This is a genomic window from Pseudomonas kuykendallii (assembly GCF_900106975.1).
Taxonomy (GTDB): Bacteria; Pseudomonadota; Gammaproteobacteria; order Pseudomonadales; family Pseudomonadaceae; genus Pseudomonas_O; species Pseudomonas_O kuykendallii.
Map to the genome: position 1 here is coordinate 232,306 of NZ_FNNU01000004.1, position 19,915 is coordinate 252,220.

At 63.6% G+C, this 19,915-nt stretch carries 21 protein-coding genes; 5 read left to right on the top strand and 16 right to left on the bottom strand.

The window, feature by feature from the left end:
- Positions 1 to 15: 15 nt before the first annotated feature.
- Together BLV15_RS14445 and BLV15_RS14450 are read right to left on the bottom strand one after the other, a co-directional pair.
- Positions 16 to 690, bottom strand: coding sequence for a TylF/MycF/NovP-related O-methyltransferase (locus tag BLV15_RS14445; protein WP_175534365.1), 675 nt, complete (start codon positions 688 to 690; stop codon positions 16 to 18).
- Positions 691 to 785: 95 nt separating this feature from the next.
- Entirely contained in the window at positions 786 to 1,811 is a 1,026-nt protein-coding gene (locus BLV15_RS14450) for a class I SAM-dependent methyltransferase (protein WP_175534366.1), read from the bottom strand.
- Between the two features lie 33 nt (positions 1,812 to 1,844).
- On the opposite strand from BLV15_RS14450, the gene BLV15_RS22120 reads away from it, so the two are divergent.
- Complete coding sequence (locus tag BLV15_RS22120; RefSeq protein WP_175534367.1) at positions 1,845 to 2,093, top strand: hypothetical protein; 249 nt, start codon at positions 1,845 to 1,847, stop codon at positions 2,091 to 2,093.
- A 126-nt stretch (positions 2,094 to 2,219) separates the two neighbouring features.
- Here the strand turns inward: BLV15_RS22120 and BLV15_RS14455 are convergent, their stop codons facing one another.
- The 13 genes from BLV15_RS14455 to BLV15_RS14515 all read right to left on the bottom strand — a co-directional run bounded on the left by BLV15_RS14455 (position 2,220) and on the right by BLV15_RS14515 (position 15,928).
- Positions 2,220 to 3,854, bottom strand: a complete 1,635-nt coding sequence (locus tag BLV15_RS14455; RefSeq protein ID WP_090229628.1) for a flagellar hook-associated protein 3 — start codon at positions 3,852 to 3,854, stop codon at positions 2,220 to 2,222.
- A gap of 14 nt (positions 3,855 to 3,868) precedes the next feature.
- Positions 3,869 to 5,902 carry a flagellar hook-associated protein FlgK gene (flgK, locus tag BLV15_RS14460; protein WP_090229631.1) on the bottom strand — a complete coding sequence of 678 codons (2,034 nt, stop codon included), beginning with the start codon at positions 5,900 to 5,902 and terminating at the stop codon, positions 3,869 to 3,871.
- Between the two features lie 10 nt (positions 5,903 to 5,912).
- The gene (gene flgJ, locus BLV15_RS14465) at positions 5,913 to 7,172 is read right to left on the bottom strand and encodes a flagellar assembly peptidoglycan hydrolase FlgJ (protein ID WP_090229633.1); all 1,260 of its coding nucleotides are present in this window, start codon (positions 7,170 to 7,172) and stop codon (positions 5,913 to 5,915) included.
- 15 nt (positions 7,173 to 7,187) lie between these two features.
- A complete protein-coding gene (locus BLV15_RS14470) occupies positions 7,188 to 8,294 on the bottom strand; it encodes a flagellar basal body P-ring protein FlgI (RefSeq protein WP_175534368.1) in 1,107 nt (368 codons plus the stop codon).
- A 5-nt stretch (positions 8,295 to 8,299) separates the two neighbouring features.
- Positions 8,300 to 8,995, bottom strand: a complete 696-nt coding sequence (flgH, locus tag BLV15_RS14475) for a flagellar basal body L-ring protein FlgH (protein WP_090229638.1) — start codon at positions 8,993 to 8,995, stop codon at positions 8,300 to 8,302.
- Positions 8,996 to 9,015: 20 nt separating this feature from the next.
- Positions 9,016 to 9,801 carry a flagellar basal-body rod protein FlgG gene (gene flgG / locus BLV15_RS14480; protein WP_090229641.1) on the bottom strand — a complete coding sequence of 262 codons (786 nt, stop codon included), beginning with the start codon at positions 9,799 to 9,801 and terminating at the stop codon, positions 9,016 to 9,018.
- Between the two features lie 44 nt (positions 9,802 to 9,845).
- On the bottom strand, positions 9,846 to 10,589 hold the full coding sequence (flgF, locus tag BLV15_RS14485) for a flagellar basal-body rod protein FlgF (protein ID WP_090229644.1): 744 nt from the start codon (positions 10,587 to 10,589) through the stop codon (positions 9,846 to 9,848).
- A 174-nt stretch (positions 10,590 to 10,763) separates the two neighbouring features.
- Complete coding sequence (locus BLV15_RS14490; RefSeq protein WP_090229647.1) at positions 10,764 to 12,266, bottom strand: flagellar hook protein FlgE; 1,503 nt, start codon at positions 12,264 to 12,266, stop codon at positions 10,764 to 10,766.
- A gap of 25 nt (positions 12,267 to 12,291) precedes the next feature.
- The gene (flgD, locus tag BLV15_RS14495) at positions 12,292 to 12,990 is read right to left on the bottom strand and encodes a flagellar hook assembly protein FlgD (RefSeq protein WP_090229648.1); all 699 of its coding nucleotides are present in this window, start codon (positions 12,988 to 12,990) and stop codon (positions 12,292 to 12,294) included.
- Positions 12,991 to 13,003: 13 nt separating this feature from the next.
- Complete coding sequence (gene flgC, locus BLV15_RS14500) at positions 13,004 to 13,447, bottom strand: flagellar basal body rod protein FlgC (RefSeq protein ID WP_090229651.1); 444 nt, start codon at positions 13,445 to 13,447, stop codon at positions 13,004 to 13,006.
- A gap of 2 nt (positions 13,448 to 13,449) precedes the next feature.
- Positions 13,450 to 13,878: a flagellar basal body rod protein FlgB gene (flgB, locus tag BLV15_RS14505; protein ID WP_090229653.1), complete on the bottom strand. Its 429-nt coding sequence runs from the start codon at positions 13,876 to 13,878 to the stop codon at positions 13,450 to 13,452.
- 247 nt (positions 13,879 to 14,125) lie between these two features.
- On the bottom strand, positions 14,126 to 14,953 hold the full coding sequence (cheR, locus tag BLV15_RS14510; RefSeq protein WP_090229656.1) for a protein-glutamate O-methyltransferase CheR: 828 nt from the start codon (positions 14,951 to 14,953) through the stop codon (positions 14,126 to 14,128).
- A gap of 42 nt (positions 14,954 to 14,995) precedes the next feature.
- A complete protein-coding gene (locus tag BLV15_RS14515) occupies positions 14,996 to 15,928 on the bottom strand; it encodes a chemotaxis protein CheV (protein ID WP_090229659.1) in 933 nt (310 codons plus the stop codon).
- 75 nt (positions 15,929 to 16,003) lie between these two features.
- Between BLV15_RS14515 and flgA the strand changes: the two genes are divergently transcribed.
- The 4 genes from flgA to BLV15_RS14535 all read left to right on the top strand — a co-directional run bounded on the left by flgA (position 16,004) and on the right by BLV15_RS14535 (position 18,563).
- Entirely contained in the window at positions 16,004 to 16,762 is a 759-nt protein-coding gene (gene flgA / locus BLV15_RS14520; protein ID WP_090229662.1) for a flagellar basal body P-ring formation chaperone FlgA, read from the top strand.
- Positions 16,763 to 16,905: 143 nt separating this feature from the next.
- The gene (flgM, locus tag BLV15_RS14525; RefSeq protein WP_090229666.1) at positions 16,906 to 17,235 is read left to right on the top strand and encodes a flagellar biosynthesis anti-sigma factor FlgM; all 330 of its coding nucleotides are present in this window, start codon (positions 16,906 to 16,908) and stop codon (positions 17,233 to 17,235) included.
- 51 nt (positions 17,236 to 17,286) lie between these two features.
- Positions 17,287 to 17,754, top strand: coding sequence for a flagella synthesis protein FlgN (locus BLV15_RS14530; protein WP_090229668.1), 468 nt, complete (start codon positions 17,287 to 17,289; stop codon positions 17,752 to 17,754).
- Positions 17,755 to 17,774: 20 nt separating this feature from the next.
- The gene (locus BLV15_RS14535) at positions 17,775 to 18,563 is read left to right on the top strand and encodes a flagellar brake protein (protein ID WP_090229670.1); all 789 of its coding nucleotides are present in this window, start codon (positions 17,775 to 17,777) and stop codon (positions 18,561 to 18,563) included.
- 10 nt (positions 18,564 to 18,573) lie between these two features.
- Here the strand turns inward: BLV15_RS14535 and BLV15_RS14540 are convergent, their stop codons facing one another.
- Positions 18,574 to 19,872 (bottom strand): MFS transporter, encoded by a 1,299-nt coding sequence (locus BLV15_RS14540; protein ID WP_090229672.1) that lies wholly within the window; start codon positions 19,870 to 19,872, stop codon positions 18,574 to 18,576.
- Positions 19,873 to 19,915: the final 43 nt, after the last annotated feature.

Here is a 19,915-nt window from a genome sequence, read left to right on the forward strand (position 1 = left end):
GTACCGAGCATTCGCTCAGAGACAATCGAATACGAAGGCACGTCCGTGCCAGCCGTAGGATGAGAGTTCGTTCAATTCGAATCCGGGATTGGCATTCAGCCATTCCGCGGTGGCCCGACGTTCGCCAAAGCGGTTGGAGGCGTTGAAGCAGTTCCAGTCGTCGAACAGCATTACCACGCCGGGACGCACGTGGCGGGTGACCGCCTGCAACACCCAGTTGCAGGACTCGTAGAGGTCGACATCGACATGGATGACGGCCACCGGTGAGTCGCCCAGCGCACGGGTGACTTCATCGGCGGTATCGGGTCCGAACCAGCCTTTCACGAACGAGACGGGCGCGGCATCCGCCACCCCGTACCGCTCCAGGAAAGCCTCGACGGCGGGCTGGTCGAACGCGTAGTCGCCGCGCTGGAACTGGCGGGAGCCCACGTCGACGCCGGTCAGCTCGGGCAGGCCCTCGAAGGAATCGCAAAGGATGTAGCGGTCACAAACGTTTTCACGGCGATAGGCCCGCAGCGCCGACACCGCCGAGCGGCCCTTGCCGACGCCGAACTCCAGGTAGGCGCCCTGGGTGCGGCTGTCGGAGAGGAACTTCGCCGCCAGACTGTGTATGTCGACCCGCCCCGTCACCGAAAGCAGACTGGGATAGCCCTCCGCGTAGGGCAAGGGATCCAATTCATCGCGACGCATGTTTCCTCCGGACGTCAAGGCAGCCCACCTGTTTTTCATACCCGTTGCGTGGCGCCTTGCGGCTGCCCCAACCCGCCCATGAAGCCATATGTCGATCAGGCATGCTCGAATACTCGTTCATTGCGGCGCAGAACGAAAAGTGCCTGGGGCAGACAGGAGCGGCTGTCGACGAAGTCCACCAGGTCGAAATACTTCAGCCAGTGCTTCTCGATATGCCCCTTCGGCACCAGCGTTTCGCCGTACGTACCACCATACTGACCGAAGCCCGCGTGCAGCAGTACACCGCTGTCGTAGTCGCGGTAACTGGCCTCGACATCGACGAACGAGTTGATCAGTGACACGAACCATTCGTTGGAGCGATCGTTGCGCCTTCTAATGTCGGCGCAGTAATCGATGAACGAACGGCCCTGGGTCGTCATCATGACCAGCCCGCCCGGCCGGGTAATGCGCGCGAACTCTTCGATCCAGGCGTTCGCGCAGTCCGGCGACAGGTGCGAGAACACCGAGTATCCGAAGGTGAGGTCCAGCAGCCCGTCGCGCAGATCGCAGGGCGGGAAAGCCTCGACCTTCAGGAAGTTGCCCAGGCCGAACGCCTTGCGGCAATGCTCGACCATGCCCCTGTTCACTTCGAGGCCGTAGATGTTGTCCGGGCTGGCGTACTTGAGCAGGAAGCGCGTGTAGCGGCCCCAACCGCTGCCGAAGTCGGCGATCTTGGTCTTGTCGTCGAAGGCGATGCCATTTGTCCTGGCGTACCGCAGTACGACGCGCATGAAGCGCATCGCCTCCTGAAGTGCCGCCCCGCCCGAAGAGCCGACGAATACCGCCTGATCGGTCGCGCTGATGAAGCCGGGGAGAAAATGGTCCAGCTGAACGGGATCGTCGACGCTTTTCAGAATGACCTTGAACCACTCCTCGTCTTCCAGCGCGGCGGCGGCGCGGTGCAGCGCGTACGGGCTGTCCTTGCGCCAGATTTCGAGGGCTTGGCCGGTCAGGCTGCGGCCCAGATCGGCGAAGGCGGATGAGACGGCGGATATCGGCGCGGGCGCAGGCGCGGCGACCGGCGCAGCGGGCTTGAGAGCCGCGCTCTTCACCTGTTCGTCGAGGATTTCGATGGCATTCACCGCGAGGAAATCGCCGCCGCCCAGGCTCAGGGAATGACGAAACTTCTCGACGGCCTTTTCCGTCTGCCCCAGGCGGTAGAGAACGACGGCGATGTCGTTCGCCAGTTCGGCGTCCTCCGCTTCGCTCTCCAGTTGCCGGAAAAGCGTCAGCGCCTCATCGAAGTTGCCCTGGCTGAAATGCTCATACGCTTGCTGCCGAACGGCTTGTGCCTCTTCCATCATCGTCGCTGCCTCTATGCGCTCAACCGCGTGGCGGTTTTTTGGCGGATGCTTAGGTTGTGACTGGGGTTTGCAAGCTTGATGCCTGTTTCCACCGAGCTTGTTTGTGAAAACAGCATAGAACGAACGAAAGCGCGCCGTTTCGGGCGCGCTTTTTCGTCAGCGAGGAAGGGAATTGCCGGCGAAGCCTTACATCTTGTCGAACAGGCTCAGCTGGCTGATCTTGATGAAAGAGGCCTGGGCGGCTTCGAGCATGGTTTGCTGCAGGACCAGTTGGGTGGTCGCGGCGGCCATGTCGGTGTCGCGGATGTCCGACTGGGTGGATTTGTTGGTGATGGAGAGGGTTTCGTTCTCGGTGCTCAGCACGTCGATGGTGTTCAGTCGTGCGCCGATCGAGGCCTGTGTGGCGAGGACCTGGTTGGAACCCTTGTCGAGGTTGGTGATCGCCGAGGCGACCGCGTCGCGCAGGGCGAGCTGCGCAGCGGTGTCGCCGGAGGTCGGCGTCTTCAGGGCAGCGGTCAGGTTGGAGATGGTTTCCAGGATGCCCTGAGTTTGCTGCGACTTGGGCTGCAGGGTGAACTGGTCGCCGTTGGCCGGCACGGCGCTGATGGTCATGTCCACGCCGCCCGCGCTGATGGTCTGCGGGAAGGTGGCGCCCAGGGTGCCAGTGGAGATCGCCGCATCGCCCGCCTTCATCGGCTGCGCGTACACCGAGTAGGCGGTCGCGCTGCTGAACTGGACGATCACGCCGTTGGCCGGGAACTGTGTGGTGTAGGCGTTCTGGTTAGCAACGCTGGCGGTCATCTGCGCGCTGGAGGTGTTGGTCGCGCTGCGGGTCACGGCGAACTCGTCGGGTGCCATGCCGAAGTCGAAGCTGTAGCCGGTCAGCAGGTTGTCCAGCGAGGTGTCGGAGGAGTTGTCGTTCTCCTTGAGGGCGACGTCCAGCTCAAGGCTAACCCCGCGGAAGGTCACGGTGTTGCCGTCGATCGCGGTCGGATCGAAGCTGCCGTTTGTGGCGGACGCCTCGGACGTGACATCCACGCCGGCGCTGTCGGTGATCCTGAACTGCGTGCTGCTGACCAGCTCCAGGGTGTACGGCGAGCCAGCGCGGAAGCTGTCGTTGTACTTGCTGTCGTTTTGCACCAGCCCCTGGGAAAGGAACACACGCTGATCGCCCGCAGCGACGGGGCCGGTCACGGCCACGCCGGTGTCCGGATCGGTGTAGTCGCGGGTGGGCGCATCCGAATAGGTCCGACTGGCGTTGGTGACGTTCTCGAACACGCTCCAGCCGCTGTCGTTGATCGACATCCGCGTCGAACTGGCCACCTGCAGGCCCAGCGCGCCCTGGTCGCCCTGGTAGGTGTAGGTGCCATCGGGATTCTGGATGTAGGGCTGGGTGCCGCTGTTGGAACCGCTGAACAGGTACTGCCCGCTGGAGTCCTTGCTGTTCATCAGGTTCATCAGCTGGGTCTGGATCTGCTCCAGTTCGCTGGAGATCGAGGTGCGGTCGTTGTCCGACAGCGAGCCGTTACCGGCGCGCACCGCCAGCTCGCGGGCGCGCTGCAGCACGTTGGTCACGGAGGTCAGTACGCCCTCCTCCTGGGTCAGGCTGTTGGTCGCCGTGGTCAGGTTGGTGCTGTATTGGCCCAGCTCGGAGCTCTGCTGCTCGAGCTGCAACAGGCGCGCGGCGCCCACCGGGTCGTCCGCCGGGGTCTGGATGCGCACGCCGCTGGACAGCTGCTGCTGGGTCTTGACGATCTCCGAGTAGCCTTTCTGGTAACCGGAGACGTTGGAGGTGAACACCTGCGAGGTGGAAAGACGCATTTCTCAGCCTCCGCTTAAAAGCTGTTGATCAAGGTGTCGAAGGTACTGCGCGCGATCTGGATGATCTGTGACGACGCGTTGTAGTACTGCTCGAACTTGATGAGGTTGGCGGCCTCCTCGTCGAGGTTGACCCCCGAATAGGAATCCCAGCTGCTCTTCGCCTGGGTCAGGATCGCCGAGGTCGCGCTGGCATCCAGCTTGGCCTGGTTGGTCTTGGCGCCGACCTGCTCGATCAGCGAGCTGTAGGCGGCGACGAAACTCTTGCCCGAGCTGCTGCCGCTGGAGCCGATGGTGGCCTTGGTCTGCAGGTCCAGCAGGCTCTGCGCGTTGCGGTTGTCGGCGGTGCCATTGGCGTTGAACGAGAAGGTGAAGCTGTCGCCGGCACCCGGTTTGCCGCTGATGGACGTCTCGAAGCTGAACGCCGAGGGGACGCTGGGCGGGTTGGCCGCCACGTTGACCGTCACGGTGTTGTTGTTGCCCGGCACGATGGTGCCGGTGCCGATGTTGTTGCCGGCCGAATCGTAGAGGTTGTAACCCTGGGTTCCGGCGCCAGCGGCGTCGAACACCATCTTCACCGGCATGCCGCTCTTCAGGCTCGCCTGCATGTTGGCCTGGGCGACGGGGTCGGTGATGTCGATCTTGGTGGTCAGCGTGGGCTGGGTGATCGCCCCGGAACCGTAGTTGCCGGTGGTGACCACGCCGGCCAGCGGCGCGGCGAACGCCAGTTGCCCGGCATCGGTCAGCGAGGTGCTGATCGAACCCGCCGCGGTACGCGTGGGAATGATGGTGAAGGTGTCGCCCGCCGCGGCGTTGCCGCCGGTGAGCTGCAGGGAAAATCCATCGACCACCGGCGCGGGATTCGTCGCGGTGTCGAAGGTGCCGTTCCCGGACGGGAACTTGGCGCCGTCGGAGGAGCGGGTCACCGTGTAGTGCGTGCTGTCGGTGAAGGTGACTTCGTAGTCGCTGGTGGTCAGCGCGCCGGAGTCCTTGATGGTGACGTTGAAGTTCGACGTCGCGCTGCTGTTGCCCTCCTGCGCGAGGCTGCGCTGGGCGATCAGCGTGGCGCTGTTGATGTCGCCGAACAGCGGAGCGCCGAACTCGCCCTTCAGGTCCAGGCCCTGGCCGAGCTGGCTGTTGACCGCGTCGGAAACGACCAGCGCCATGCGCCCGAGCTCGTTCATCGTCGAGTCGAGCACGTCGGTGCGGTAGCGCAGCAGGCCGCCGATCTCGCCGCCGGTCACCGCGGAGGTTACGTCACGGGTCGCCGAACCCTGGGTCAGAGTCAGCGCGTAGCGCGTCGGGTCGTCCTGGCTCGGCGTGGCGTTCAGCGTCGAGGCGCTGTTGCCGACGACCAGCGGCTGGCCGGAACCGATGTACAGGTTGTAGTTGCCATCCTGGTTCACCACGGACACGCCGATCAGCTCGTTGAGCTGGCGAACGGTCTCGTCGCGCGCATCGAGCAGGTCGTTGGGCGTGGCACCGGTGGACGCGGCCTGGGTGATCGCCAGGTTGTATTGGGCGACGTTGGAGGCCAGCTTGTTGACCTGGTTGGTCATGCTGCCGAGCTGCTCGTTGATGTAGCCGTTCTGGTCGGCGAGCTGGTCGTAGATTGCGTTGAAACGGCTGGACAGCGCGTTGCTCTGGGTCAGCAGCAGTTGCCGCGAGGCGGCATCGGTCGGGCTCGCGGCAGCGGTCTGCAGCGAGGTGAAGAAGCTCTGCAGCACGGTGCTGATGCCCGTGGTGCTGTCGGCCAGCAGCGAGTTCACCTGCTGGATCTGGGTGTAGTACGACTGCGAGTCGCTGCTCAGCGAGGTGCTGGTGTTCACCTGGGTGCCCAGGTAGCTGCTGTACATGCGTCGAACGTCGGTCAGCGTGGTGCCGCTGCCGATGTAGACGTTGCCGCTGCGCTGCGACGGCGCCGCCACCTGCTCAGTGGTCTTGCGCGTGTAGCCGGCGGTGTCGGCGTTGGTGATGTTGTTACCGGTGACGTTGAGCGCCGCCTGGCTGGCAGACAGTCCGGAAAGACCGATGGAAAGTAGGTTCGACATGGCTCAGGCCTTATATACGAGTGGTGCCGGAGCCGACCGAGGCCAGCGTCTGGATCGAGTGATAGGTGTCCATGCTGCGTGCGATCTGGTTCACCTTGCGGGCGTAACGCGGATCGGTGGCGTAGCCGGCTTCCTGCAGCTCGGTCATGAATTTCTCGGAGTTGCCATTGGTCTTCAGGGCGTCGCCGTAACGCTCGTTGGTCTGCAGGAAGTCCACGTAGTCGTGGAAGCTGTCCGCGTAGGAGTCGTAGGTGCGGAACTTGGCGACTTCCTTCACTTCCTTGCCGCCGACGTACTCGTTGGTCACCGCGTTCACCGAACCACCCTTCCAGCCGTGCGACTTGATGCCGAACAGGTTGTTGGCATTGCTGCCGTCGGCCTGGCGAATCATGTGCTTGCCCCAGCCGGTTTCCAGCGCGGCCTGGGCGACCAGGTAACGCGGGTCGACGCCGATGCGCTTGGCAGCGGCTTCGGCCATTGGCAGCATGGTCTGGATGAAGTCTTCCTTGCTGCTGAACCGGGTCTTTTCGCTGGTGGCGGCGACTGCATCGGCCTTGCTGATCGACGCCGGCGCGGCGCTCTTGTCGAGGCCGGCGATGCGGTTCTGGAAAGGGTTGGCGGCCTGGGTCTGCGCGCTCTGCTGAACCTGCTTCCAGTCGCTGCCGATCTGCTCGGCGATGCTGGCGACCGCCGCGGTCTTCTCGGCGCTGTCCGGGACGATGCCGGCGGCGATGCGCTGGGAAATCGACGCGGGCAGCGACAGGCGACGCTGGTTGATCAGCTTGGAGTCGTCGCGGGTCGGATCGACGGCGGCGAGCTTCTTCGAGGACGACGGCCACACCGCACCGTTGGGCTGGGTCTTGCCCTTCTCGGTGGTCGCGGTCACCGCGGCGGCATCGCCGGACTGGGCGAACGGATTCTTCCGCCCGGCGCCGCTGGTGGTGTGGCTGAGTTGGCGCTCGAGCACGCCCGCCAGGCCGATGCCGCCCTCCTTGGACAGGTTCATCGCCAGTTGCTGGTCGTGCATGTCCTGGTACTGCTTGCTGGTCTGGCTGGAGAACGGGCTGTCCTTGTCGGCCAGCACTTCGTTCGCCGAGCGCATGGACTTCATCATCTGGCTGAGGAACAGCGACTCGAACTCCTGGGCGACTTTCTTGACGTTCTCCGCGCTGTCCCGGTTCTTGCCTTTCATGGCGGCGAGACGGTTCAGATCGGTGACCGAGCCCGAGTCGGTGTTGCTGCTGTAGTTTCCGCCCAGGCGTGAGTCCATCGCTGTAATCCCCGCTTAGATGACGATCAGATCGGCCTGCAAGGCGCCGGCCTGTTTCAGAGCTTCGAGGATGGCCATCAAATCCCCCGGTGCCGCGCCGACCTGGTTAACCGCACGGACGATCTCGTCCAGCGTGGTACCCGGGCCGAACTTGAACATCGGCTTGGCTTCCTGTTCCGCCTTGATCTTCGAATTCGGTACCACCACCGTTTCGCCGCCCGCCAGCGCGTTGGGTTGGCTGACGATCGGGTCTTCGCTGATGGTTACGGTCAGGCTGCCGTGGGTCACCGCTGCGGGTGAGACCTTGACGTTCTGGCCGATGACAATGGTGCCGGTACGCGAGTTGATGATGACCTTGGCAACCGCCTGACCCGGATCGATGTCGAGGTTCTCGAGAATCGATATGTAGTCGACGCGCTGGTTCGGATCCAACGGAGCATTGACGCGTACAGAGCCTCCATCAATGGCTGATGCAACGTCCGGGCCAAGCAGCTCGTTTATCTTGTCGACAATGTGCTTCGCGGTGGTGAAGTCCGAACGGTTGAGGTTCAGCGTCAGGCTGTTGCCCTGGTCGAAGCCGCTCGGCACCGGCCGCTCGACGGTCGCGCCACCGGGGATGCGTCCGGCCGACGGAACGTTGACGGTGATCTTCGAGCCGTCGCGGCCCTCGGCGTCGAAGCCGCCGACCACCAGGTTGCCCTGGGCCACCGCGTAGACGTTGCCGTCGATCCCCTTCAGCGGGGTCATCAGCAGGCTGCCGCCGCGCAGGCTCTTCGAGTTGCCGATCGAGGAGATCGTCACATCGATGGTCTGGCCCGGCTTGGCGAACGCCGGCAGGTCGGCATGGATCGACACGGCGGCAACGTTTTTCAGCTGCACGTTGCCGCCAGCCGGCACTTTTATGCCGAACTGCGCGAGCATGTTGTTGAAGGTCTGGATGGTGAACGGAGTCTGCGTGGTCTGGTCGCCCGTGCCGCTGAGGCCGACCACCAGGCCGTAACCGATCAACTGGTTGCTGCGCACACCCTGGATGCTGGCGATGTCCTTGAGCCGCTCGGCGTGAGCGGCGGTGGCGGACAACAGCAGAGCGATCCCGACGAACATCGACTTGAACATAATCATGCGCCTCAGAAGGGCCACAGCGGACTGGTGAAGAACTGGCTCAGCCAGCCCGGCTGACTGGCATCGGCGAACGCGCCGGTGCCGGAATAGGTGATGCGGGCGTCGGCCACGCGGGTCGACACGACGGTGTTGTCGGTGGCGATGTCATCGGCGCGAACCAGGCCGGAGATGCGCATCAGCTCGTTACCGGTGTTCAGCGTCAGCCATTTCTCGCCGCGGACGGCGAGGACGCCGTTGGGCAGCACTTCGGCGATGGTCACCGTCAGCGAGCCGGTCAGGCTGTTGCCCTGCGCGGCCTGGGAGTCGCCCTTGTTATCGCGACTGCCGGAGAACTGGGCACTGAGGTCCATGCTGTTCTTGGTCAGCGGGTTGGTCCCGGACACCGCGCCGCCGAACAGCGAGGTCAGGCCGAGGTTGGCCGAGCTGTCCTTGGAGATGTCGGAGCTGGCGTTCTTGCTCGCCTGGGTACGTTCCTGCAGCGTGATGGTGATGATGTCGCCGACGCGGAACGCCTTGCGGTCGCTGTACAGGTTCTGGTCGAAACCCGGCTGGTAGATCGAACCGTTGGTGGCGGCGGCCGGCATCGGCGTGCGCGGCATCACCGGCGCGTAGTACGGGTCGTTGGGCTTGGCCGCCGGGGCCACGCATCCTGCGAGAAAAAGCGCTCCGAGCACGGGGACGATAACGGTAAGGCGGATCATGGAGCGCTACCTCGCGGGTATTACAGGTTCTGGGTGACGAAGCCGAGCATCTGATCGGCGGTGGAAATGACCTTGGAGTTCATCTCGTAGGCACGCTGGGTGGTGATCATGTTCACCAGTTCCTCGACCGTGCTGACGTTGGAGTTCTCCAGGGTGTTCTGCAGGACGGTCCCGAGGCCGTTGAGGCCCGGTGTGCCGGTCTGCGGCGCACCGCTGGAGGCGGTCTCCATGAACAGGTTGTTACCGGTGGCCTGCAGGCCGGCCGGGTTGATGAAGTTGGCGGTCTGGATGTTGCCGATCACGGTCGGCGTCGAGCTGCCGGCCACGGTGACGGAAACGGTGCCGTCCTCGCCGACGGTGAAGGTCTGGGTTTCCGGCGGAACGACGATCGCCGGCTCCAGCGGAAAGCCGTTGGCGGTCACCACCTGGCCATCGGAGTTCAGGTGGAAGGTGCCATCGCGGGTGTAGGAGACGGTGCCGTCGGGCATGGTCACCTGGAAGAAGCCGTCGCCGTTGACCGCCATGTCGAGCGGCTGGTCGGTGGTCTGCAGGCTGCCTTCGGTGAAGTTCTTCTGCGTGCCGACGATGCGCACACCGGTACCCAGCTGCAGGCCGGACGGCAGCTGGTTGTCCTGGGTCGCCTGGGCGCCCGGCTGACGACGAACCTGATAGAGCAGATCCTGGAACTCGGCGCGATCACGCTTGAAGCCGGTGGTCGAGACGTTCGCCAGGTTGTTGGAAATGGTGGTCAGGTTCATGTCCTGGGCGGACAGACCGGTCTTCGCGACCCAAAGTGCAGAAAGCATGTGGCTTCTCCTCGCGTCGGTTTTTCGACGCCTCAATCACTTATTCAGCTGAATTGCAAAACCTTGGCCAAGGCGGCCGAGTCGTCCTCGGCGGTTCGCATCATCTTGATGTGCAGTTCGAATTGGCGGGACAGAGCCAGGATCGAGGTCATCTCCTCGGCGGCGTTGACGTTGCTCGCCTCGACGAAGCCGGAGGCCACGCGCACGTTGGCATCGACGTCCGGCGCGGGCTGGCCGGCCTTCATGTGGATCAGGCCGTCGGTGCCCTTCTCCATCTGCTTCTGGTCCGGGTTGACCAGCTTGAGGCGGTCGACCTGGGCGATGACGTTGGCGCTCTGGCCCTGCGAGCGGATGCTGATGCTGCCGTCCTGGCCGATCTCGATCTTGGTCGCCGGCGGTACGGAAATCAGCCCGCCGTTGCCCAGGACCGGAAAGCCACTGGCGGTACGCAGGATGCCGACGGCGTCGACTTCGAGGCTGCCGGTGCGCACGTAGGCCTCGCCACCGCTGGGCGCCTGCACGGCCATCCAGCCATCGCCTTCGATGGCGACGTCGAGATCGCGACCGGTCTCCTGCAGCGCTGCCGGGGTGAAGTCAGTGGCCGGACGTTCGCTCATGGCGTAGACCCGCGACGGCATGCTCTCGCCGAAGACCTGCATGGAGCGCGCTTGCTCCAGGTCCTTGCGGAAGCCGGATGTCGAGACGTTCGCCAGATTGTTGGCGTGCGCGCGCTGGGCCATCTCGTTCTGGCTGGCACCGGTCATGGCGACGTAGAGAAGTTTGTCCATGAATCACCTCGAAGCGACGGAGGAGCGCCGTCATTGAATCGTTCGAGAGTGATAAAGCAAGCGCTATGCCAAAAACCAAACCGCGCTTTAGGCAACTGATTTTAAAAGAAAAAGCCTCGAACGAGGCTTTCTTGAAGCGGACCAGGCGGCAGTTATCTGCCGCCTGGAGCGGGGTCAGGTCATCTGGATGATGGTCTGGGAGATGGTGCTCTCGGTCTCGATGGTCTTGGCGTTCGCCTGATAGTTGCGCTGGGCGACGATCAGGTTCACCAGCTCGGCGGTCAGGTCGACGTTCGAGTCTTCCAGCGAGCCGGAGGACAGCGTACCCAGCGTTCCCGAACCCGGTACGCCGATCACCGGCTCGCCGGAGGCGAAGGACTCGGCCCAGTCGGTGTTGCCGACCGGCGTCAGGCCCTGCATGTTGGCGAACGTCGCCAGCACGGTCTGGCCGATCACCTTGGACTGCCCGTTGGTGTAGGTGGCGAACAGGCTGCCGTCGTCGGCGACTTCCAGGCCGGATAGCTGACCGGTGGTGTAACCGTCCTGGCTCACGCTGTTCACCGCGAAGTTGGTGTTGGTCTGGGTCGAACCGCGCATGTCCAGGGTCAGGCCCGTGGCGTTGGCCGTAGCGCCGTTGCTGCCCCAGGTAACCGGATTGGTGTTGCGGTTGGTGATGGTCGCAGGCACCCAGTCGGTCAGCGAAAGAACGCCGGCCGGAGACGTGGCGACACCGTCGAAGCCGGTTGCGCCAACCAGGTTCCCGGAGGCATTGAAGGTCAAGTTCGAAGCGTAGGGCGCGGTGCCCAGCGCTTCGGATGCCGCGGCCACGGCCGAAGCGACGCTGGCAGCGGTGGCGCCGGTGGCGGCAGCCGCAGCGTTGGCGGCCGCGGTCACGCTGGCGTCGGTGCCGGCAGGCAGCGCGGCGACCACGCTGGCCGGCGTCGAGCCGGCGGCGTTGGCGGCGGTCTGCGCGGCGCCTACGGCAGCGCTGTCACCGCCCGGGTTGCTCGGGTTGCGTCCGTCGACGGTCACGTACATGGTCCAGCTGTTCGCGTCGTTCTTCACGAAGTACTGCGACATGGTGTGCGAGTTGCCCTGGGAGTCGTAGACGTCGACCGAGGTGGACCAGTTGTAGCTCGCCGAGACCGACGGATTGAACGGCGTGGTGGTCGGAACGGCCGCGGTGGAGTTCAGCGCGACGACCTGGTCGATATCGGTGGTGGCCTTCGGCAACTGGTTGGTGGTATCGATCTTCAGATCGGTGATCACCCCGTTGACGATGTTGCCGCTGGCATCGACGCCGTAGCCCTGCAGCCTGTTGCCCGAGTTGTCGATGACGAAACCGGCGCTGTCCGAATGGAAGGTGCCGTTACGGGTATAGACCCGGGAGCCATTGTCGCTGAGCACGAAGAAGCCGTTGCCGTTGATCGCCAGGTCCAGGCTGCCACCAGTGGAGGTGATGTTGCCCTGGGTGAACTGCTGCGAGACGTTGGCGGTGAGTACGCCGCTGCCGGTGGTGTTCTTGCCGGAGCCGAACATCGAGGTGGCGTACACGTCGGCGAATTCGGCGCGGGAGGCCTTGAAGCCGGTGGAGCCCACGTTGGCAATGTTGTTGCCGGTCACGTTGAGGTTCTTGCTGGCGGCGTTGAGGCCACTCAGGCCGATATTGAAAGACATGAATTTCTCCTTCCGGCGCGCCGGCTTACTGGCCAATCACCTGGACTTGCGACAGCTTCACGCTGCCCATCCCGGCTAAGTTGAGGGTCATTTCTCCGCCGTCCTGTCCCAGCGTCACGCTGCTGACAGTCGCCGGCATGTAGGTCGAAAGAGCGGTCTTGGTGTCATCGATGGTGGCGGTCGCCTTGAACGTGTAGGTGCCGGCCGCGAGCTTCGTGCCATTGGTATCGGTACCGTCCCACTCGAACGTGACGTTGCCGGCCTCCTGGGCGCCGAGATTGATCTTCTTCACCACGGCGCCAGCGGAGTCGTACACGCTGACGGTGGTTTCGGTGCCGGCCTCAGGCAGCTTCACCGCGCCGGTGATGCCGGTAGAGGTATCCACGACCGCCTTGTCGGTTTGCGCGATCACCGAACGACCGACCAGCGACGAGGCCTGCAGCGCCTGCGAGGACTGGAAGCCGCTGGTGATGGTGTTGACGGACGCATTCAGGTTCTCCATGCCCTCGACCTGGCTGAACTGCGCCAGCTGGGCGACGAACTCGCTGTTGTCCTGGGGATCGAGCGGGTTCTGGTTGTTCAGCTGGGTGACCAGCAGTTGCAGGAAGTCGTTCTTGCCCAGGGAGCTGGAGCTGCTGGACGAACTGGTGCTGCTGGAATCTTTCGGCTTCGTGGTGCTGGACAGTCCGGCCAGTACGTCGGAGGCGCTATTGACAGTGCTCATTGAAGTTCTCCGCTTACTGACCCAGCGTCAGTACTTTCTGCATCATTTGTTTGGCGGTATTCATAATTTCCGCGTTGGTCTGGAACGCACGGCTGGCGGAGATCATGTCGGCCATTTCCTCGACGACATTGACGTTGGGGTAATACACGTAGCCGTCCTTGTCCGCGGCCGGATGGTTGGGCTCGTAGCGCGCCTGCAACTCACTCTGGTCCTCGACGATTCCGGTCACCTGAACGCCTACGCCGGCCTGGCCCTGGTCCTCGAACAGCGAACCGCCGCCAGCGCCCTGGGCGCCATTGAGCATGGTGGCGAACACCGGATGCCGCGCGCGGTAGGTCTGATCGACGCTGGAGGAAACGGTGTCAGCGTTGGCGATGTTGCTGGCGACGGTGTTCAGGCGCGTGTTCTGCGCACTCATGCCGGTACCGGCGATATTGAACAGGCTACTGAGTGACATGCTTATTCTCCGCGAATGGCCTCGATCAGCCCTTTGAACTTGCTGTTGAGAAGCGTGAAGCTGGCCTGGAATTCCAGAGAGTTCTGGGCGTAGGCGGCCTGCTCGACCTGTTCGTCGACGGTGTTCTGGTCCAGCGACGGCTGGGTCGGAATGCGGTAGCGCAGCGACGCGTCGGTGGTGGTCATGGCAATGCCTTCCGCCTCGATGTGGCGGCCGCTGGTGGTCGTCAGTGTCGGCATGTTCGAGCTGGAGCCACCCTTCGCCATCTTGTCCGCCTGCTCGGCGAGCACCGCGCTGAAGTCCAGGTCGCGGGCCTTGTAGTTGGGCGTGTCGGCGTTGGCGAGGTTATTGCCTAATACCTCGGCGCGTTGTGCACGGAAGGCCAGGGCTTTCTCGTGGATACCGAGGGCGTTGTCGAAACTGATGCTCATGGTCGCGGGACCTATGCGGTGTGCTGTATCAGCGATAAAGCAAGCGCCATGCCATGAATTTTTTTTACTTATAAATCAGTAAGTTGCAAATCAGCGACAAAAACCGGATGCGAAAACGGCAATTAATTTCCGCTTTCGGAGGTTATCTTCGGGAGGGGGCGGCAAAACTTTGGCGCCGAGGGCGGCAAGCCATGCCAGGGAGCGGCAAGCGCTTTCCGCCGCGGAAAGCGCTCAGGAGGAAAAGGCCTTACTTGACCTTGTAGATGATGCCGGGGCTGCACTGAACCATCTGGTAGAGGTCGGGCAGCCCGTTCAGCGCTTCGGAGGCGCCGAGGAACAGGTAGCCACCCGGTTTCAGCGTGGCGTGGATGCGCGTGAGGATGTCCTTCTTCACTTCCGCGGAGAAGTAGATCAACACGTTGCGGCAGAAGACGATATCGAACTTGCCGAGCACCGAGTAGCTGTCCAGCAGGTTCAGCGCGCGGAACTCGATCCGGTTGCGGATCGGCGCCTTGACCGCCCAGCGGCCCGGCGCCTTCAGATCGAAGTAACGCTGCAGACGCTCCTGCGAGAGGCCCCGCCCCATCGCCAGGCTGTCGTACTCGCCAGACTTGCAGGCGGTGAGCATGGTCCCGGAAAGGTCGGTGGCGACGATCTGCACGCCGGCCTTGAGCTGGCCGAGGTTGGTGCGCTCGAACTCGTCGATCGCCATGGACAGCGAATAGGGCTCCTGCCCCGACGAACAGGCGGCCGACCAGATTCGCAGCCGTTGCCCACCGGCGTTCTTGATCATCTCCGGAAGAATCCGGGATTTCAGTACCTCGAACGGGTAGGCATCGCGAAACCAGAGGGTCTCGTTGGTCGTCATCGCGTCGACCACCTGCTCGCGCAGGCCGCTGCGCGGCTGACTTTCGATACGCTGGACCAGCTCGCTCAGGGAACGGATGGATTGCTGCTCCATCAGTTTGTTGAGGCGGCTGGATACCAGGTACTGCTTGTTGCTGCCGAGCAGGATGCCGCAGGTTTTCTCCAGGAAAACCCGAAACTGCTCGAAGTCCAGATTGCCTGAAGACACGGGTACTGCCTCTCCGATCCGATGGGCTGCCAAGAGTATTCCTTAGCCGTTGACTGATTGTTTGACACGCTCGACGACCCGCGAAGCGAGGTCGTCGGGGCGGAACTTGGCGAGAAAATCGTCGGCGCCCACTTTCTTCACCATGGCCTGGTTGAACACGCCCGACAACGAAGTATGCAGGAGAATGTGCAGCTTCTGCAGGCGCTGATCGGCGCGAACCTCCGCGGTGAGCGTGTAGCCGTCCATCTCCGGCATCTCGATGTCGGAAATCATCATCAGCAATTCGTCTTCCGGGTGACGACCCTCGTCGGCCATGCTCTTGAGATAGTCCAGCGCCTGGCGACCGTCGTTCAACGCAGTCACCTCGACGCCGACGCTCTCCAGACAACGGCTCACCTGCTTGCGCGCCACCGACGAGTCGTCGACGATCAGCACGCGCTTGGTCACCGCGCGCTGCTGGGTCTCGACGTCGATCACGCCCTCGGAGATGACCTCCGAGGTCGGCGCCACTTCAGCGAGGATCTTCTCCACGTCGATGATTTCCACCAGCTGGTTGTCGACCCGCGTCACCGCCGTCAGGAAGTGGTCGCGACCGGCACCCTTTGGCGGCGGATGGATCTCCTCCCAGTGCATGTTGACGATGCGCTCCACGGAACGCACCAGGAAACCCTGCACCTTGGTGTTGTACTCGGTGATGATGACGAAACTGTCTTTCAGGTCGTTGAGACCCGGATTACCGGTGGCCATGGCCAGGTCGAGGATCGGAATGGTACCGCCGCGAATGCTGGCGACGCCGCGCACGACCGGGCTCGATTTCGGCATGATGGTGAGTTTCGGGCACTGCAGCACCTCCTTCACCTTGAACACGTTGATGCCGTACAGCTGTTTTCCGTCCAGGCGGAACAGCAGCAGCTCGAGGCGGTTCTGCCCCACCAGCTGAGTTCGCTGGTTAACCGAATCCAATACACCGGCCATGCCAGATTCCTCTAAATGAATGTCCCGCGTCTGCTCAGGTTAGCAGGCGGCACGACCCTTGCTATCTCACCTGTCATGAAAGAACTCACGACATTTTTTCGACGCATGATGTCAAAACGACAGCGCATGTCTCGTGTTTTACCCACTTTGTGCGGGCTCGGCTACACCGGTCTGGTGTTGGCCCAGCAAACCATGCCTGAGCAACTTATCGACACGACCCAGGGATTTCTTGAATTCGCCGTGGAAGATTATCTGCGTACCGTGGACATACCGGGCCGCTACGAAATCCAGGTCAACCGGCTCGATCCGCGCCTGCGCCTGCCGCTGTGCGATCAGGAGCTGAACGCCAAGCTGGAAAGCCCGGCCCAACCGATCGGGCGGGTCACGATTAAGGTCAGCTGCGACGGCAGTTCGCCGTGGAGCGTGTTCGTTCCGGCCCAGGTGAAGGTGTTCCGCGACGTCGTGGTGGTCAAGCGCCCGCTGACCCGCGGCAGCATTATCGGCGACGCCGATGTCGCGCTGGCGGAACGGGACACCGGAACCCTCGGCCAGGCCTTCCTCGTCGCTACCGAGCAGGCGGTCGGCAGCAAGCTGACACGACCGGTGGTCGCCGACCAGGCGATCCTCCTGACGAGCCTGGAAAAAGCCGACGTGATCGCCAAGGGCGACCACGTGGTGATCAAGGCGCAAAGCGGCGCCATCAACGTGAACATGCCCGGCGAAGCACTTTCGGCGGGCGCTCCAGGCGAGCAGATCCGGGTCAGGAACCTGCAGTCTCAACGTGTGATCAAGGCCCGGGTGACCGGCCCGGGCGTGGTAGAAGTGGCTATGTAAGGCATGAAACGGCTGGCGTGCAGACAGGACGGTTCTTTACACTGGCGGACGGCGCAAATCTTTTTGCTCTGTCTCGCTAAAGTTATCGGCGTGATCGCCGAAAAGCTGGGCAAGCGTCCAGACACCGTCCGAGGTTTTGCATCATGGTTATCGACTTCAACCGGCCCAACAATGCCGTTACGCCGTCTTCGACGACGCGTACCAGCAGCAGCCAGCCCGGCAGTCGCACCGAAGCCGCCGCCGACAGCAAAGCGAGCAGCACCGTCGAGCAGACCCCAGCCAAGGGCGGCGAACCCGTGCAGCTCAGCCAGGAGGCACAGCAATTGCAGTCCGTTAGCGACAAGCTGCGTGACCTGCCCACCGTCGATAGCGAGAAGGTCGCCCGGCTCAAGCAGGCGATCACCGAAGGTAGCTATCAGGTCGACAGCAAACGCGTCGCCAGCAAACTGCTCGATTTCGAGTCCCAGCGTTAGCTTCAGGCCGCGCTGGGGATTTTGGACGCTTGATTCCCAGAGCCCGCCGCCATGAACGACACGACCCTGCTGCACCTGTTCAGCGAAGATATCGGCCACGCCGAGCAGTTGCTTGAATTGCTCGAGAGCGAGACTCAGGCCCTGACGAGTCAGGACCTCACCTCCCTGGAAACCATCCTCACCAGCAAGCAGACCCTGCTCGCCCTGCTCGACCAGCATGGCCGGGCACGGAGTCGCGTGCTCGTCTCGCTGAACCTGAGCGCCGACCGCGCGGGACTGCAGGCACTCGCCAAGGCCTCGGCGCAGGGCGAGGAACTGCTCGCCGCCGGCGATCGGCTCAGCGCACTGCTGCGTGAATGCCAGGACACCAACCTGCGCAATGGACGGCTGATTCGCGCCAGCCAGACCAGTGTCACCAAGCTGCTCGGAATCCTTCGCGGCGCAGAGGTGCCCAACCTCTACAATAACCGTGGAGCGACGTCGCGCGTCGGCTATCAGCGTCCCTTGAGCCAGGCATAAATCCCTGAAATAAGAACGACATGCAGCCGTGTTGCCCGTATGCTAGCGCAGCCTATTGCCGGGAGAACGCTGGAGTGCCGAACCCCTTCATCGAGGAGAATGGTCCGCAAGAGCCCAGGCTGCTTAGAGCTCCGCTGGAGATCTTCGCCAACCTGCGCCTGCTGCAGCAGAACCATGACCCTCTCGTCATCACCTTCGAAGGCCGCTCGCAGCGTTTCCAGAGTTTCGTGGTCCAGGTCGACCGCGAGCGCAACCTGCTGGCCCTCGACGAACTGATACCCAACGACGGCGAACGCTATCTGCAAGCCGGCGAGTCCTTCCACGTCGAAGGTTTCCACGAGGGCGTGCGCATCGCCTGGGATTGCGAGCAGAAGCTCTACATCGGTGAGCTCGAAGGCGCCCGCGCGTACTGGGCGACGCAGCCCGAGGAGATGCTCTACCACCAGCGTCGGGGCGCCTTCCGCGCGGTGCTGAAACTGACCCAGCCGGTCCAGGTGAGCCTGGACGGCGACAAACTCAGGACCTCGATCGTCGGCCAGATGCTCGACATCTCCGCCACGGGCTGCAAGTTGCGCTTCACCGGTGACGTCACCGACCGTCTCAATCCGGGCGAAGTCTACGAGCGCCTGACCGCCGAGCTGCCGTTCGGCGCGGTCACCACGTCGGCGGAGCTGCGTCACCAGCGCCATGACGCGAGGCTCGACGTGACCTTCTGCGGGCTGCGCTTCTTCCGCCTCAACGGGCTCGAACAGCGCGCGGTCGAGCGCTTCGTCTATCAGCTGCAGCGCGAAGCCCGTCGCCTCGACTGAGCCCCGCCGATCAGCCGCTCGGCGGCGATTCCGACGACACGCCCCCCTCCCCGCTCTGCATCTGCGCTTCCACCACCTGCCCATCGACCCGCGGATCGAGCGCCGCCGTCAGGGGCGAGCTGGCCGTGCTGTCAGGCATCGGGATGTGCTGCAGCGGCGCATCGTCGACCTGATGCAGGTTGGTCACCGCTTCCGGGCGGATCCGCCAGACCAGGATCAGCGCGCACAGGCTGACGAAGGCATACAGCATGTTCGCGCCCAGGTACTTCATCAGCACGCCGGCGAGCAGCGGACCGACGCAGGCACCAATGCCGAAGGTGACCAGCAGCATGGCGCTCAGCGACACCCGGCGCTCGGCTTCCACATGGTCGTTGGAAAACGCCACCGCCAGCGGATAAAGACTGAACTGCAACAGGCTGACGACGAAGCCGAGCGGCAGCAGCACCGCCAGCGGCACCTCGCCCAGCAGCGCCAGCGGAAGCGCCGCCACGCTCAGCAGCAAGGCGCAGGCGCGAATCAGCCAGGCGCGGTCGCGACGATCGGAAATCCACCCTAGCGGCCACTGCACCAGCAACGCCGCGAGGATGCAGCTGCCCATGAACACGCCGACCTGCTGCGTCGACAGTCCCAGGCGCGTGGCGTACAGCGGCGCCAGGCCATAGAAGGAGCCGATAAGCAGTCCCGAGACCAGCACGGTGGTCAACGATTGTGGCACCCGGCGGATGAAGAAACGCGGTTCCAGCGGCGCCGGATGCAGCGCGGCGGGGTGAATCTTGCGAGTCGCCGCCACCGGCACCAGGCACAGCGCAAAACACATCGCCACCAGCATCAGCAGCTCGATGCCGAGGCCCGGGTGGACCACCAGGACCATCTGCCCCAGCACCAGTCCGAGGTACGAGGCGATCATGTAGCCACCGAATACCCGCCCACGCTGGCTGGCCTCGGCCTGATCGTTCAGCCAGCTTTCGATCACCATGTACTGGCACATCATGCCCAGGCCCACCAGCATGCGCAGGATCAGCCAAGCGGGCAGCCAGTCGATCAGGCCATGCCCCAGCACCGCGGCGGTTACGATCGCCGCGCAGGTGGAATAGGCGCGAATGTGGCCGACCCGGGCGATCAGCCGGTGGCCGGTCTTGCCGCCCAGCGCCAGGCCGAAATAGTTGGCGGCCATCAAGGCGCCCACCCAGAGCCCGTCGACGCTCTTCGACAGACGCAGGGCCAGGTAGGTGCTGAGCAACCCCGAGCCGAGCAGCATCAGGGTGGTGGCCAGGTACAGCGGGCCGAAAGACTTCCAGATCCTGGACATCGAGGCGGGAAACTCCTGCTGGGGCCGGACCGCCTGAGCGGCC